Annotated in this window: 13 protein-coding genes; 2 read left to right on the top strand and 11 right to left on the bottom strand. The window is 65.0% G+C overall.

What is annotated here, in order from left to right:
• Positions 1–145 precede the first annotated feature (145 nt).
• From ACCO56_RS20780 to ACCO56_RS20750, 7 genes are all read right to left on the bottom strand, one after another.
• Positions 146–1,147 carry an SIS domain-containing protein gene (locus tag ACCO56_RS20780; protein ID WP_433642750.1) on the bottom strand — a complete coding sequence of 334 codons (1,002 nt, stop codon included), beginning with the start codon at positions 1,145–1,147 and terminating at the stop codon, positions 146–148.
• A 22-nt stretch (positions 1,148–1,169) separates the two neighbouring features.
• Positions 1,170–2,108: an N-acetylglucosamine kinase gene (locus ACCO56_RS20775; protein ID WP_433642749.1), complete on the bottom strand. Its 939-nt coding sequence runs from the start codon at positions 2,106–2,108 to the stop codon at positions 1,170–1,172.
• A 5-nt stretch (positions 2,109–2,113) separates the two neighbouring features.
• Positions 2,114–3,208 carry an ABC transporter ATP-binding protein gene (locus ACCO56_RS20770; protein ID WP_433642748.1) on the bottom strand — a complete coding sequence of 365 codons (1,095 nt, stop codon included), beginning with the start codon at positions 3,206–3,208 and terminating at the stop codon, positions 2,114–2,116.
• Positions 3,209–3,227: 19 nt separating this feature from the next.
• On the bottom strand, positions 3,228–4,094 hold the full coding sequence (locus ACCO56_RS20765; RefSeq protein WP_433642747.1) for a carbohydrate ABC transporter permease: 867 nt from the start codon (positions 4,092–4,094) through the stop codon (positions 3,228–3,230).
• Complete coding sequence (locus ACCO56_RS20760; protein WP_433642746.1) at positions 4,091–4,978, bottom strand: carbohydrate ABC transporter permease; 888 nt, start codon at positions 4,976–4,978, stop codon at positions 4,091–4,093. The genes ACCO56_RS20765 and ACCO56_RS20760 overlap by 4 nt, the downstream gene beginning before the upstream one ends.
• A 172-nt stretch (positions 4,979–5,150) precedes the next feature.
• Positions 5,151–6,410, bottom strand: coding sequence for an extracellular solute-binding protein (locus tag ACCO56_RS20755; protein ID WP_433642745.1), 1,260 nt, complete (start codon positions 6,408–6,410; stop codon positions 5,151–5,153).
• Between the two features lie 353 nt (positions 6,411–6,763).
• A complete protein-coding gene (locus tag ACCO56_RS20750) occupies positions 6,764–7,942 on the bottom strand; it encodes an ROK family protein (RefSeq protein WP_433642744.1) in 1,179 nt (392 codons plus the stop codon).
• Between the two features lie 89 nt (positions 7,943–8,031).
• Here ACCO56_RS20750 and ACCO56_RS20745 point away from each other — a divergent pair, with 89 nt between their 5' ends.
• Positions 8,032–9,171 (top strand): DSD1 family PLP-dependent enzyme, encoded by a 1,140-nt coding sequence (locus tag ACCO56_RS20745; RefSeq protein ID WP_433642763.1) that lies wholly within the window; start codon positions 8,032–8,034, stop codon positions 9,169–9,171.
• A gap of 215 nt (positions 9,172–9,386) precedes the next feature.
• Here the strand turns inward: ACCO56_RS20745 and ACCO56_RS20740 are convergent, their stop codons facing one another.
• The 4 genes from ACCO56_RS20740 to ACCO56_RS20725 are packed head-to-tail and all read right to left on the bottom strand — an operon-like array spanning position 9,387 to position 13,935.
• On the bottom strand, positions 9,387–10,238 hold the full coding sequence (locus ACCO56_RS20740; protein WP_433642743.1) for an FAS1-like dehydratase domain-containing protein: 852 nt from the start codon (positions 10,236–10,238) through the stop codon (positions 9,387–9,389).
• Positions 10,235–11,353 carry a CaiB/BaiF CoA transferase family protein gene (locus ACCO56_RS20735; RefSeq protein WP_433642742.1) on the bottom strand — a complete coding sequence of 373 codons (1,119 nt, stop codon included), beginning with the start codon at positions 11,351–11,353 and terminating at the stop codon, positions 10,235–10,237. Before ACCO56_RS20735 ends, ACCO56_RS20740 begins: the two co-directional genes overlap by 4 nt.
• 10 nt (positions 11,354–11,363) lie before the next feature.
• On the bottom strand, positions 11,364–12,536 hold the full coding sequence (locus tag ACCO56_RS20730) for an acyl-CoA dehydrogenase family protein (protein ID WP_433642741.1): 1,173 nt from the start codon (positions 12,534–12,536) through the stop codon (positions 11,364–11,366).
• Between the two features lie 43 nt (positions 12,537–12,579).
• Positions 12,580–13,935 carry an MmgE/PrpD family protein gene (locus tag ACCO56_RS20725; protein WP_433642740.1) on the bottom strand — a complete coding sequence of 452 codons (1,356 nt, stop codon included), beginning with the start codon at positions 13,933–13,935 and terminating at the stop codon, positions 12,580–12,582.
• A gap of 131 nt (positions 13,936–14,066) precedes the next feature.
• Between ACCO56_RS20725 and ACCO56_RS20720 the strand changes: the two genes are divergently transcribed.
• Positions 14,067–14,975 carry a LysR family transcriptional regulator gene (locus ACCO56_RS20720; RefSeq protein WP_433642739.1) on the top strand — a complete coding sequence of 303 codons (909 nt, stop codon included), beginning with the start codon at positions 14,067–14,069 and terminating at the stop codon, positions 14,973–14,975.
• The last annotated feature ends 46 nt before the right edge of the window (positions 14,976–15,021 follow it).

The following is a 15,021-nucleotide window of genomic DNA, read 5'->3' as shown; positions in this document are numbered from 1 at the left end:
GCTCCGGACAGCCCGTCGGATGTGTGAATCCGATAGCCTTGTGGGGGAGATGTCCTGCCGGACAGAAGCGGACAGAAGGGGTGAATTTGCGCAGGGGTCAAACATCACGACCCTGGTCTAACACTCCCGGTCTCAAGCAAACGGACTACGCCGCCTCGTCAAGAATCTTCGTATCGCTCTGCTTGTAGCGGAACTTCACATCGGTCAGGCCTGCGGCGTCCGACAGTTCGGCTGCCAGGAGCTGAGCCGTGAAGATGTCGGTGATGCCGCGCAGGATCAGATCGTCGCTGGCAGGAACGTTCACCACCGTCAGCTTGCCGGTGTCGCGGATTTCGGTGTTGCTGGTGATGAGAAGCGCGGGGCAGCCGATCTCATCGAGGTTTTGCGCCAGAGCTATTTCGCGGCCGTCGCCGAACAGGACGACGCCCGTCGTCGCATCCATCGATTCCATCGGGCCATGGAGGTAATGCCGGGTCTCATAGCCGGAAGCCGGCAGGCGCGCGGCCTCGCGCAGCAGCAGCGAGGCGCCGTCGGCGGTTCCGATCGCAGCGCCGGCTCCCACGCAGTCGATCGCACGACGATCACGGAAGAGTTCGGCCAGTCGCGGCATCTTCTCGGCGGCGCGGCGCTGCACTTCGGCGGTCAGGGCCGGCAAAGTGCTCCAATCCGCTCCTCCACTGCTGTGGATCGCATCGACCGCCACGCCGGCGGCCAGCAGCGTCGCCGTGTAACCCGTGCTGGACGGGGTGGCGTCGGAACCGTTGTCGAGCTGGAGGTGATAGGTCGCCGCATTCGCGAGCGGGCTCTCCGGATTGTTGGTGATCGCCAGGCTCTTTGCCTCAGGCAGTTTCCGCAGCGCTTCCACCGTCTCGACGCTGCGGCCGCGATGCGACAGAGCGAACACAGTATCCGCCAGGTCGTAGCCCGCCATCATCTCGCCCGAGCGAACGGCGAAGGCGCGCCGGCCGCGGCGCTGCAGTTCGGCGGCCACGACGACCGCGGCGGCGTAGCTTGCACCGACGCCGGTCACCACCGCGACGCCCGACGCCAAGGGCTTCAGGTCGAGACCCGAAAGTTCGGCCTGTGCAGCCGTCAAAGTGTCGGCAAGCGACTCGGGTTGCCGCGCGACGGTGGAACGATAGCTCATCTCTCTACCTTTCTGGATTTCATCATGAATTGCGTGCCTGCTCGGCCGCCAGCCGGTCGGCCAGCACGATCGCGCCTTCGACCGGCGGACCCTTGTGAAGGTGCAAGGACATCCGCGGACCGCAGATATCCACGACGCCCGCGCGAAATGCCTCCCACAGCCTCGGCTGTGATGCGATGACGCTTCCGCCGGCCACCACGGCGGTGGCATGGGATCCTCGCAGCCGCAGGCGGGCGACGAGTTCAGCCAAGGCACGGCCGCCCTCGCGGATGACCGTATCGGCAAGGGCGGAGCCCTCATCGGCCGCGTCGAAGACCAGGCTTGCGTGGCTGCCGATTTCCTTAGCGCCGCCGAGGCTTCCCAGCCGGCTTCCGATGCGGGCGGCCGAGGGTATGGCCAGTTCCGCAAACAGGCGGCGTACGAGCGGTTCGCCCTGCGATCCACCACGGTCGAGATGCAGCGCCACGGCGCGGGCAGCTTCTCGAACGAGGCTGGCGGCACTGCCTTCGTCGCCGATGATCCAGCCCCAGCCGCCGGCGACCAGCATCTCGCCTTCCGCCGTGCGGCACACCGCGATCGAACCTGTGCCGGCCACTATGCCGATCTGCCGTTTCATCCCGAGAGCCGCGGGCATAAGCTCGGCGTCGTTCACCACCCGCACGGGGAAGGAGCTCACCGCGTTGAAGGCGTCCTCGAAGGACTGGCACTCCTCCTTGTCGTCGCAGCCATGTGCGCCGACGCCCATCGCCGCGAGCGGCGCGCCTTCGGCAAAGCGCTCGACGAGTTCGATCAGGGCTGTGGCATCTCGCCGCCATTCGCGGCGTCGCCAGTCGCTGGTTGGAATGATGAGGTCGCGCTCGCCGGAGCGGTTGCGCAGACGCAGATGGGTCTTGGTTCCGCCGATGTCGACACCGACCACGCCGGCGTCGGGAGCCAGCGGCACCACATGAATACTCGTCATTGCCGTCAGGTCCTGCTCTCTCGCAGACGACGGCCAGCGGCGTCGAACAGGCGCAGTCCATGGGAATCGAGCGTCACGGCGCATGTGTCCTGACCGTCGTGGCGCCCCTTGTCGCTGCGGATGATCAATGGATTGCCGGCCGGCAGCTTGCCGTGGATATAGGTCACATCGCCCAATTCCTCGGCGAAGCTCACTGTCACAGGAAGCTCATCCGGCCCGCCCGATCCCAAGCTGACATGCTCCGGGCGAACGCCCAGGACGACCTGCTTGACGGAAGCGTCGAAACCTCGGAACGGAAGCCGCAGGGTGCGGCCGCTTCCGCCAATGTTGCCGAGGGTGACATGGTCCGATCCGACCTCGTTCACCGCGGCATCCAGGAAGTTCATTTTCGGCGAACCGATGAAACCGGCCACGAAACGATTGTCGGGATCGTCGTAGAGGTCGAGCGGCCGTCCATATTGCTGCACGACGCCACCATGCATGACCACGATGCGATCAGCCAGCGTCATCGCTTCGACCTGGTCGTGGGTGACGTAGATCATCGTCGCGCCCAGCCGGCGGTGAAGGTCGATGAGTTCGGCACGCATCTGGACGCGCAGTTCCGCGTCGAGGTTCGACAGCGGCTCGTCGAACAGGAAAACCTTGGGGTTGCGCACGATCGCCCTGCCGATGGCGACGCGCTGCTTCTGGCCGCCGGACAACTGCCCGGGCCGGCGATCGAGAAGCTGTTCCAGGCGCAGGATTCCCGCCGCCTGGGCGACCTTCTCGCGGATCACGTTTTTCGGTTCGCCGGCCATCTTCAGGCCGAAGCCCATGTTCTCGGCCACCGTCATATGCGGATAGAGCGCGTAGGACTGGAAGACCATCGCCGTACCGCGCTTGGCCGGATCAACCTCGTTGACGCGCTTGCCGTCGATATGGATGTCGCCCGAACTCTCGGTCTCGAGGCCGGTGATCATCCGCAGCAGCGTGGACTTGCCGCAGCCCGAGGGGCCCACGAACACCACGAACTCGCCCGAGCGAATTTTCAGATTGACATCCCGCAGCACCTCGACCGTGCCGAAGGATTTGGAGATGGATGTGATTTCTAGTTCAGCCATTGTTCTCAACTGTGTCCGTTCAGCCCCTGGAGCCCGACATGGCGATGCCTTCGACGATCTTGCGCTGGAAGATCAGGAAGAAGATCAGCGGCGGAAGCACGGCCAGGAGATTGGCCGTCATCACCACGTCCACGGTCTGATGCGAGAAGGGTGCGTTGAAGAGGCCGACGACCTGGCCGACCGTATAGATCTCCGGCTTCGGCGCCACGATCAGCGGCCACGCGAAATTGCCCCATGTCCGCATGAAGGTCAGGATCGCCAAGGTCACCATGGCGTTCTTGGAGAGCGGAAGCGCGATGTACCAGTAGATCTTGAAATGGCTCGCGCCGTCGAGCCTTGCAGCCTCGATCATCTCCATGGGCAGCGTCCGCATGAACTGCACCAAGAGGAAGAGCCCGAAGGCCGAAGCGAGGCCAGGCACCACCAGCCCTTGCATGGTGTTCAGCCAGCCGAGATCGGCCACCAGCAGGTAGGTCGGGATGATGGTCACGATGGTGGGCACCATCAGCGACAGCATCACCAGCCCGAACAGCAGACGTTTGCCGGGGAAGTCGAACAGCGCGAATTCGAATGCGGCCATCGAGCCGATGAACAGCACGCCCAGGATGGTCAGGAGCGCGTAGGCGATCGTGATGAAATAGGCGCGCAGATACTGCGTCTCGGTCAGGATCATCTGGATCTTGGCGAGACCGGACGAAAGCGACGTCGGATAAAGCCGGGGGTTGATCGAGACCGGTGTGCCCGGGTCCGCGAAGACCACGTTGACCATCCACCAGATCGGGAACACCGCCACGATCGCCACGCAGATGGCGACGACCCATTTCAGGAATCGCCAGGTCCACAAATCGGCGACCATGGCCCGGTTGGTTGCGGAGGCGTCGTTCATTTCGGCGTCCTCCAGGCACGCAAGCCGAACATCAGCCCGGTGAAGAGAATGATGACGATGGTCAGGAGAAAGCCGTAGGCGGTGGCCTCGCCGAACTGGACGGAACCGAAGGCCCGCCCCATCATGTCCATGACCGGGAACAGAAGCGCGCTGCGCCGTCCGCCATAGGCGGTGAAGGACGACCCCGTCAGCAGCCACGGCACGTCGAAGACCTGGAGCGCGGAGATGAATCCGTAGGTGACGACGAAGAACAGGACCGGCGCCAACATTGGGATCGTGATGTAGCGGACCTGCTGGATCCGGCCGGCGCCGTCGAGCCGCGCGGCCTCGTAAAGGTCTTGCGGGATGTTCTTCAGGCCGGCGAGCAGGATGACCATGTTGAAGCCTGCGGAGACCCAGACATCGACGGCGATGAGCGCGTAGAGCATGGTGCCGGTGTCGTTCAGGAAATTGATCGACGGTACCCCGAACCAGCCGAGCACCATGTTCACCAGGCCGAAATTGGGCGCATACATCCAGCGCCAGATCGTCGCGGCGAGGAAGGCGGGGAGGACCACCGGCAGGAAGAAGGCGCTTCGGAAGAAATTCGCCCAGAAGCCGGTGAAGCTGTCGACCAGAAGCGCCAGCGCGAGCGCCACCGAAATACCCAGCGGCACGGTAATGGCGATGTACAGGAAGAGGTTTCTCATCGCGCGCGAGAAGTCGCGCGAATTCAGCACGGCCTCATAGTTGGCCAATCCCACGAAACGGGCTTCCGTCGCCGCGTTCCAGTCGTGAAAGCTGTAATAAAACCCGCTGACGATCGGGTAGAGGAAGAAGGCCGCGAACAGCAAGGCGAAGGGCAATACCATCGCATAATGCGGCAGATGTCGTCTGGCACTCATGACATATCCGGTCGGGGCAGGCGGAAAAAGTGGCGCGGCCGATAGAGCATTTCCGCTTTTCTTCGAACCGCGAAAAGGCTCTATCTATTTGTTTTTACGCAATTCCGGACGCAAAACCGCTACGCACTTTTGCTGGAATTGCTCTGGAGCGCCGCGCCATGTCGCCCTCGCTTTACTTCGCGAGGCAGTCGTTCAGCTCGGCGATAAGTTCCTCGGCGCCTTCTTCAGCGGTGTACTCGCCATCCGCCACTGCCGAAGCCATGTCGGTCATCGTCGAGCGATAGCAGTTCGGCACGGCACCGACGAAATAGGGCGGCATCACGTCCATGGCGTATTTCACGGCCTCTACCGATTTCACGATCAGCGGCAAAGCCGTGACTTCCGGATCCTGCATGGCCGCGGCGTTGGCATTGTAGCGGGACAGAAGCTTCGCCCAGCGGGCCATCTGCTTCTTCTCGGTGATGTAAGCCGCGAACTTCCACGCGATCTCGCGGTTCGGACCCGGCGAAACGCTGACGAACTCGTAGCTCTTGATGCCGCCGTGATCGCCCGCGGTGCTGCCCGGCACCAGCACGAAGTCGTACTTCAAGCCGGATTCGGCCGCCGCCTGGGCGTAGCTCGGATTGACCCACGGACCGACGACATGGAAAGCCAATTGGTTGGTGATGAACAGGTCCTTGGTGGCCTGGTCATTGCGGCTCGTGCCACTCTGCATCGGCGCCATGTCGATAAACATCTGCAGGGTGCGCGCCATGGGCTCCGGCTCGATCAGCGTCTGGCGCTTCTCGAAATCGATGCCCCACTTGGCCTTGTCGCCTCCCACGGCGTACATGCTGGCCACGGAATTGAAGACCTGCGTCTGGTCCGGCATTGCGAACTTGCCGCTCTCCTTGACCTTGACCATCTGGGCGTACCAATCTTCCCAGGTTGCCGGGGGCGTCTTGGTGTCGATGCCCGCCGCCTCGAGCACCGTCAGATTGCGGTACAGGATCTCTCCGAAGCCGGTATAGGGGATGCAGTACATCGTCTCCGGCTTCGGCGAACAGCTCTTGATCGCGTCGGCATCGAACTGATCCCTGTACTCCTGCGGCATCGCCATCCATTCGGGATAGATGTTGGCCAGGGCACCGACCTCGACCAATTGCGCGCCGACCGCAAGACCGTTCATGAAGACGTCCGGCAAGGTGCCCGACGCCGCGCCGGCAACCTGGCCGGAGGTCAGATCATCGTCGCCCCTGCCGGAAATGACGATCTTCACGCCCGGATTCGCCGCTTCGAACTCGGCGATGAACTCCTGCTGGAGCTTCAGCGCATCGCCCTGGGCGAAGTCCGAATAGACCCAGTATTGCAGTTCCTGGGCCGAAAGCGCGCCCGAACCCAGAAGAGTTGCGCTTGTAGCCAGGACGGCCGCGCGGCACATCGATGCGATCATTTTTCACTCCCGTTGAAAACACCCCAAGGCCGGACCGGTCGTGGGCAAGCTATTATGTTAGGCAGCCTAACAAAAATATTCGGGTTTGCAACGGGAATCGTAATGCACCCTGGAAACCGACGACATTCACACATCTGGAAAGGTCCCTTCCCTCATGCTTGGCAGGTCCCCCTCTCCGTCTCGGCTTCGCCGAGCCACCTCTCCCCCACTATCGTGAGGGAGAGGAATCACCGCCCGCTTTCTCGGCGCCCTTCCTCTTCCCCACAAAGTGGGGGAGAGGTGGCTCGGCGAAGCCGAGACGGAGAGGGGGACCTGTTCTGCGCGCCATGGTTGGCCATGCGGGGCGCGGAGTGTCAGGCTCGGGGCTCGCCGAGGAGCAGGTCGACGGCGCTGTCGCAGGCGAGCTTCTCGATGCCCAGCACTGTCGCATCCTGGCCGAGGGAGCTGGTACGTACCTCGACGGGGTAGCTCAGGCGGTTCGCGACCTCATGCACGGTGGGCAGGAGCAGCGGATTGGCTCCCAGCCCGCCGCCCAGAACGACCAGGCCGGGATCGACCATGCTGACGCAACTGGCGACGATGGCGCCGATATCCTCAGCATGCCGTGTGACCTGCTCGAGCGCCGCTGCGTTGCCGTGGGAGGCGCGCGCCATCAGATCGGCCGCGTCCACCGGCGGGGCGCCCTCGGATGCGGGCCATTGTTTCGCGACGCGCTGCATCAGCGCCTCGGTGCCCATGTAGCGTTCGATCTCGCCGGGAATCGGGCGCGCTCCATCGGCAAAGGGAAAGGCCAGGTGGCTTATTTCGCCGGCGGCACCGTTCTTTCCGCGCAGCAACTTGCCGTCCAGCATGATGCCGACGCCGATCTTCAGCCCGATCTGGACGTAGGCGAAAGTCTCGGAATCCTTGGCGACGCCGTTCGACCGCTCGGCGACGGCCGCGCAGTTCACATTGTTTTCGAGCAGGATCGGGACATCCGCCGGCGGCTCGAAGCAGCTGAAGATCTCCTGTTGCCGGGTTGCGCTCCGATCGCCCTGAGGGCCGACCACGCGCGACGGCAGCGCAATTCCGATCATGCGCAGAGAGCCCCAGCCGGGGTCTGTTTCCGCCAGCGTGGCGGCGACTTCCTCGGCGACGGCGCCGCTGATCTCCTCGCCCAGGACGAGTTGGCTGGACGGCAGACGGTAGACGCGGCTGTGCAGGTGCCGCCTATCGACCGTCGACGCGCGCAGCCGAACGTGGGTCGACCCGGCGTCGATCGAAATGACATGGCCAGAGGCGGGACCGGGGCGATAGACCGCGGCCTTGCGGCCCAGCGGTCCCTGAACCTCGCCGATCTTGCTGGCGAGGCCGACTTCCTCGAGTTCGGAGATCGCTGCGGACATTGTCGGCCGCGACAGGCCCAGCGCCTCGCCGAGCTGCGGGCGTGTCGCCGGACCACGCGCGGCGAGCAGCCGGAAAATCGACTTGGCACTGGCCGTGAGGGCGCCGCCCGGGTTCGATAAAGGACTGCTTCTCAAACGATCCGCCACTATATTGTTCCAATGCCTTACAAAATATGTTGCGTTAATGCCGCCAGGCAAGGCATAGCTCAAGCGCGAAGGAGATTTCGGTGAACACCTTGATCCAAGATTTGTCTCTGCGCGATGCCGAGCCGGGCTTCGACGTTCCCGCCTTGCCGGGGATGGCTTTACACGAAGTCCAGACGCCGGCGCTACTGATCGATCTCGACGCGCTGGAGCGAAACCTCGAACGGATGCGCCGGTTCGTGACGGAGCGTGGCGTTCGCCTGCGCGCCCACGCCAAGACCCACAAATCCGCCGACATCGCGCGGCTGCAGATGGAGCGCGGCGGGGCCTGCGGGATCTGCTGCCAGAAAGTGTCCGAAGCCGAGGCGATGGTGCGCGCCGGGATAACCGACATTCTGGTGGCCAACGAGGTGCGCGACCCCGCGAAGCTGGATCGGCTCGCGCGGCTGGCCAAGCGCGCGCGGATCATCGTCTGCGCCGACGATCCGGAAGCCGTGGCCGATCTTTCCTCGGCCGCGAGGGGTGCCGGCGTGACCCTGGAGGTCCTGGTCGAGATAGATTGCGGCGCCGGGCGCTGCGGCATCGCCCCCGGCCTTCCTGCCCGCGACCTGGCACTGGCCATCGCTGCCGCGCCAGGCCTTCGCTTCGCAGGCATTCAAGCCTATCACGGGCGTGCCCAGCATCTGGCGACCGAGGCCGAGCGCCGGTGCGCGATCGTCTCCGCCGAGGCGTTGACCCGCCAGACCGTCGAGATGATCGCCGCTGCCGGACTGACCTGCGAGATCGTCGGCGGTGCCGGGACAGGCACCTACAGGCACGAAGCGGCCAGCGGCGTGTGGAACGAGTTGCAGTGCGGCTCCTACATCTTCATGGATGCCGACTATCGCCGCGTGCTCGGACCGGATGCGGGCTTCGAGCATGCGCTGTTCGTGCTGACCTCCGTCATGAGCCTCGCTTCGGGCCGTGCCGTGACGGATGCGGGGCTGAAGGCGCTCGCTGTGGACAGCGGCCTGCCGGCCGTCCACAGCCTGGACGGGGTAAGCTGCAAGGGGCTTTCAGATGAGCATTGCCAATTGGACGACCCTCTTGGGCGACTGAGGATCAGCCAGCGCCTGCAGCTGATCCCCGGCCATTGCGATCCCACCTGCAATCTCTACGATTGGTATGTCGGGATCCGTGGAGACCGGGTCGAGACCGTCTGGCCGGTAACGGCGCGCGGCAAGCTCTACTGATCCCCGATCGGATGCCGGGCCGAAGTGTAGGGGCGTTCGCTTGCGCCAGTGATGCCACGCGTCACCGCTGTATCCAGCGTCATGATAGGGCGGAGGAGCGTTGAAAAAAGCCGGATGGCCCACCGGATGGCGCAGTGGGGCCGAGAGGAAGAGAGCTTTAGGCCCGAAGGTCGAGATAGCGGATACCTCGCGGAACCACCTCCGGCAACTCCTCTTCAATCGGCTGCGGGGAATTGCGCGACGCCGCGCATGCGGGTGATGCCGTCCTCGCCGGCCGTCCAGAGGTCAAAGCCCTCCGGGGTTTTCACTGCGTTGACGCTGAAGGCGCGGCCAAGAATGAGGGGCGCAACGCCCCGGTAGGCGAAACGGGCGGGCGTGGCGCCCTTCACGCGCAATGCGAGATGCAGGAGCAGCGTCGCCTGCAATGGGCCGTGGACGACGAGGCCGGCATAGCCTTCTTCATCGCGCGCATAGTCGAGGTCGTAGTGGATGCGGTGGCCGTTGAAGGTTAGGGCCGAGTAGCGGAAGAGCAGCGTAGTCGTCGCCTCGACCTGCTCCGAATGATCGGCCGGGTGCGGCTCGGCGGTGGCCGGCACCGGCGTGGAGGCCCCAGTCTCCATCGCACGATAGACGATGTCCTGACGCTCCCGGATGGCGAGCAGCCCGCCGGAACGAACCTCGTGCTCGACGGTGACGAACACGAGTTCGCCGGTGCGGCCCTGCTTGTGGGCGACGTCGGCGATGCGCGAGATGCGCGTCACCTCATCGCCGACACGCAGCGGCGCGAGGAAGGAGAGTTCGCCACCCGCCCACATGCGCCTGGGCAGCGGCACCGGCGGCAGGAAGCCGCCACGCGCGGGATGTCCGTCCCGTCCCAGTCCATCCGGCGCGACCGCTGGCTGATGAAGGCACCAGTGGATGGCCACCGGCGCCTCGTCCGCAATCCGCGTCAGTTGCCGACCGAGCGTCGCTTCGAAGCGCTCGACCAGGGTGGGCGTCAGCAATTCGCAGGCCTGCTCCTCGCGGCCAATCCACTCGCGAAGGTGAGCGACTTCTTTATCGTTCATTCGGCGACCTCCGGGAATTCGGCGCGGATTGCGTCGGTGTGCTCGCCGAGTGGGGGGACCGGGCCGCCCTTCACATGCCGCCGGACCGGCGATGCCACGCCTTCGAAGGCGGCGCCGGGCACGTCGAGCGCCAGCCTGGCGAGAGCCGGATGCCGTGCCAGATCCGCGACGGTGGACACGCTCGACCACGCCAGCGCATTCTTCTCCAGCCGCTCGATCGCCTGCGACCGGGTCAGGCCGGCGAAGACGCCGGCAAGGATGGCCGACAGCTCCGCCCTGTTCTTCACCCGAGACGGGTTGTCGGCAAAGCGCGGATCGGCAACGAGATCGGCACGTTGCAGGACGCCCTCGCATAGCCTCCGCCATTCGCCGGGATTCTGGACGACGATGACCACGTCGCCGTCTTTGCACGACACGCGCCCATAGGGGAAGATCGAGGCGTGGGCGAGCCCCGTGCGCGGCGTCTCGCGTCCGCCATAGACGTGATGGAGTAGGGGCACGCTCATCAGGTCGGCCATGGCGTCGAACATAGCGATCTCGATCGCCTTGCCGCGCCCGGTGATGCCGCGCTCTATCAGCGCCTCGAGGATCGCCGCATGCGCATTCATTCCGGTCGACACGTCGGCGAGCGACACCCCCACCTTGACAGGCGTGTCGGCTGTGCCGGTGACGGCGCAGATGCCGGACTCGGCCTGGATCAGCATGTCGTAGGCCCGCATGTCGCGATAGCTGGTGTCCTGCCGGTAGCCGACGATGTCGACCGCGATGATCCGCGGGTAGCGCGCGACGAGTTCCTTCGCGCCAAGGCCGAGGCGAGATGCCGCTCCGGGCGCGAGGTTCTGCACGAACACGTCGGCTCCGGCCACCATGCGCTCGACGAGCGCGCGGTCGGTCTCGTCCTTGATGTCAAGGACGGCGCTTTCCTTGCCGCGGTTGAGCCAGGCGAAATAGGCGCTCGTGCCGTGGACCGCCTTGTCGTAATGGCGGGCGGTCTCGCCTTCGGCACGCTCGATCTTGATGACGCGGGCTCCCGCGTCGGCAAGCCGAACCGTGCAGGTGGGGGCGGCAACCGCCTGCTCGATGGCGATGACGAGAAGTCCGTCAAGCGGAAGCATCGACAGGTCCTCAGTAGGAACGGGGCATGCGCAGCACATGCTCCGAGATGTAGCTGAGGATCAGATTGGTCGAAATCGGCGCGACCTGATAAAGCCGGGTTTCACGGAACTTACGTTCCACGTCGTACTCCTCGGCGAAGGCGAAGCCGCCATGCGTCTGCACGCAGGCCTCCGCCGCCGCCCACGAGGCTTCGGCGGCCAGCATCTTGGCCATGTTGGCCTGCTCGCCGCAATCCTGCCCCGCCTCGAAGAGCGAGGCCGCCTGGTGCACCATCAATTCGGCTGCCCGCATCTGCGCATAGGATCGCGCGATCGGGAACTGAATGCCCTGGTTCTGGCCGATGGGCCGGCCGAACACGTTGCGCTCTCCGGCATAGGCAGACGCCTTCTCGATGAACCACTTGGCGTCGCCCACGCATTCGGCGGCGATCAGGATGCGCTCCGCGTTCATGCCGGAGAGGATGTAGCGGAAGCCCTTGCCTTCCTCGCCGATCAGGTTCTCCGCCGGGATGCGCACGTCCTCGAAGAACACTTCGGTGGTCGAGTGGTTCATCATCGTGCGGATCGGCTTGATCGTCATGCCTGCCTTCAGCGCCTCGCGCATGTCGACGATGAACACCGAGAGCCCGTCTGTCCGCTTGGCGGCCTGATCCTTCGGCGTGGTGCGGGCAAGAAGCAGCATCAGGTCGGAATGCTCGGCCCGCGACGTCCACACCTTCTGGCCGTTGACGACGTAGTGGTCGCCATCGCGCTTCGCAAAGGTCTTGATGGAACTCGTGTCGGTGCCGCTGGTCGGCTCGGTCACGCCGAAGGCCTGGAGCCGGAGTTCGCCCGAGGCAATCTTCGGCAAATACTGTTCCTTCTGCGACTGGTTGCCGTGCCGCAGCAGCGCGCCCATGATATACATCTGCGCATGGCAGGCTGCGCCGTTGGCGCCGGCGCGCTGGACCTCCTCGAGGATCGCAGCGGCGGCCGAAAGAGGCAAGCCGGACCCGCCGAATTCCTCAGGGATCAGCACCGAAAGATAGCCGGCTTCGGAGAGTGCATTGACGAAGTTGGTCGGATAGGCGTTGTCACGATCGAGCGCGCGCCAGTATTCCGCCGGAAAGGCCTCGCAGAGCTTGCGGACGCTCTGCCTGATCTGCGCAATCTCTTCCCCCTGCGGGAGATCCTTCAGTTCCATACGCTTATTCCTGTCAATGCGTCGTGGGCGGCCCGGTCTGCGGTCAGGCCATCAGCCGGCCGATAGAATTGCGTTCGCCGACCGACCAAAGGCGGGGCAGCAGGCGCTGCATCTCCGACTCGTCGGCCGCGTTGCCGTAGATTGCGAGGCCGGTCACCTTCGCTTCGATCTCGGGGCGCGAAAGGGTGTTGCCCGGATCCCCCTTCGGCTCGTCGACGCGCACGTCGATGCTGCGCCCGTCGCGGGTCGAGACAGTGGCCTTGCCGATCCAGCGGGCCGGATAAGCGGTGTCGACCTCCGGGTCGAGCTCCATCGAAACGCGATCGCGGAAATCGATCACCTCCGGCTTGCGGAAGCCCTGCTCGAACTCGACCATGCCGGCCTTGCCGTAGACGGCGATCAGGCCGAGGGTGGTTCCCATCGAGAACTTCGCCTGGTGGACGGTCGACGGGTCGGTCACGGGGCCCAGCACATCGATCGCGCCCTGATGCACCCGCGTGACGACGCTCTCGATCTCGCCCGCCTTCAGGCCGTTCTCCCGCATCGCCTTCTGCAAGGCGTCTGCAGCCGGGTGGGTGTGGCGGCAGGAGGCGTGATATTTGAACGACGTCTCGGCGGTCGCCCAGCGCGTGCCGAGCCCGTCGGTCAGCTTCGCGGGATCGGCATCGCTCGACATGCCGGCGGCCATGCCCTGCAATCCTTCGAGGATACGCCGGGCGCCGGTGAATCCATCCTTGGCGAGATAGGCCGAGATCAGGCCGTTGGCCGCTGCCTTTGCTGTGTGGAGAGGCTTCGAGTCCGCGGCGTCGCGCAGGAACTCCCAGAGGCCTGCCGCCTGCGTGCCGGCAGAGCCGAAGGCGTGGAGCATGCGCTCGGGCGAAAGACGCAGCAGCCGGCCTGCCCCAGCCGCGGCAGCCACGGCGCCCGCCGTGCCTGTCGTGTGGAAGATCTTGTAGTGCGACCGGCCGAGGAACTCGCCCACGCGGATTCCGACCTCGTAGCCGGCGACGCTTGCCGCCAGGAACTCCTTGCCGGACGCGCCGATCTCCTGCGCGACGGCGAGCGTCGCGGGGAAGACCACCGCCGCCGGATGAAAGACCGACCCGTTGTGGACGTCGTCCTGTTCGGCCACATGCGATGCCGCGCCGTTGACGAGCGCCGCGAAGAAGGGGGAGGTGGAAGAACGATCCATGAGCACCTCGCTCGGGCCGTCCGCCGGCCCCATGCGACGGGCAAAGGCGGCGATGGTCTGTACCGGCTCCGCGAACTTCCCCGCCAGGGCGGAACCGAGCCAGTCGACGAAGAGATCTTCGGCGCGGGCCATGACCTCCTCGGGTATGTGGGCGTGGCTCAGTTCCGCGGCGAAAGCGGCCAATGTGGCGCTCGGGAGGTTCGTCATGTCCTGACCCATCGGAAATCGTCCTGCGGCGAATTATTGTATGGGGGGCTATGCAGCATGTGGTGCGCGGGGCTGCAATTCGTTATTCGGAAAGGCAGCGTTCAGCCGACGCGAACAGCCCCGAAGGTCCCATGGCCAGCCTCCGTTACGATCTCATCGATCTTCGCCTCTTCATCAGTATTGCCGAAGCAGGCAATCTGACGCGCGGTGCCGAGCACGTCCACCTTTCCGTGGGGGCGGCCTCGATGCGCGTCAAGGGCCTCGAGGAAGCGCTCGGCGCGCCGCTGTTCATCCGAAGCTCGCTGGGCGTACGGCTGACACCGGCCGGCGACGCGCTGCTCGTCCACGCGCGTCGCGTCTTCCGCGACCTCGAGCGGCTGCACGGCGACATGCAGATCTTCTCGCAAGGGCTGAAGGGCCGTGTCCGTATCTTCGCCAACACGACCGCCATCGCCGAGATTCTCCCGGCGGCGCTCGGATCGTTTCTCGCCGCGCATCCCCAGGTGGACATCGAGCTGGAGGAGAGACTGAGCCCGGAGATCGCCCGGGCGGTGGCCGACGGCACAGTGGACATCGGCATTCTGGCGGGCAGCATCCGGACGGACGAACTCGAAGTCATTCCCTATCAGCAGGACCGGCTCGTGATGGCGGTGACTGCCGACCACCCGTTCGTCGGACGAGACCGGATCGACTTCTCCGAAGCTGCCGGCCAGAGCTTTGTGTCGCTGCAGCGTGGCAGCGCCATCCATGGTTTCATGGAGAACATCGTCGCGGAGCTGGGCGTCAGCCTCGACACCCGCATCCAGGTTTCCGGTTTCGACACCATGTGCCGCATGGTCGAAGCCGGCGTCGGCGTCGGCATCCTTCCCGGATCTGTCGCCCGGCGCATGAAGCGGAGCCACGCCATCCACGTCGTCGAGCTGTCCAACGAATGGGCGGTTCGCGAACTCAAGATCTGCGTGAGGCGGCTGGAGGAGCTGCCGAGCTTCGCTCGCGAACTCATCCGACATCTGGTGGCGGGCCCCTCCCAGACGGATTGACTCCTGCGAAAATCCTCCGGCGTTCCGCTGAGCGATAAGGGATCTT

The sequence above is a fragment of the Mesorhizobium sp. 1B3 genome, from assembly GCF_050958605.1.
Classification (GTDB): Bacteria; Pseudomonadota; Alphaproteobacteria; order Rhizobiales; family Rhizobiaceae.
The sequence above is the reverse complement of the archived record's forward strand: the minus strand, read 5'-3'. Positions and strand labels throughout refer to the sequence as shown.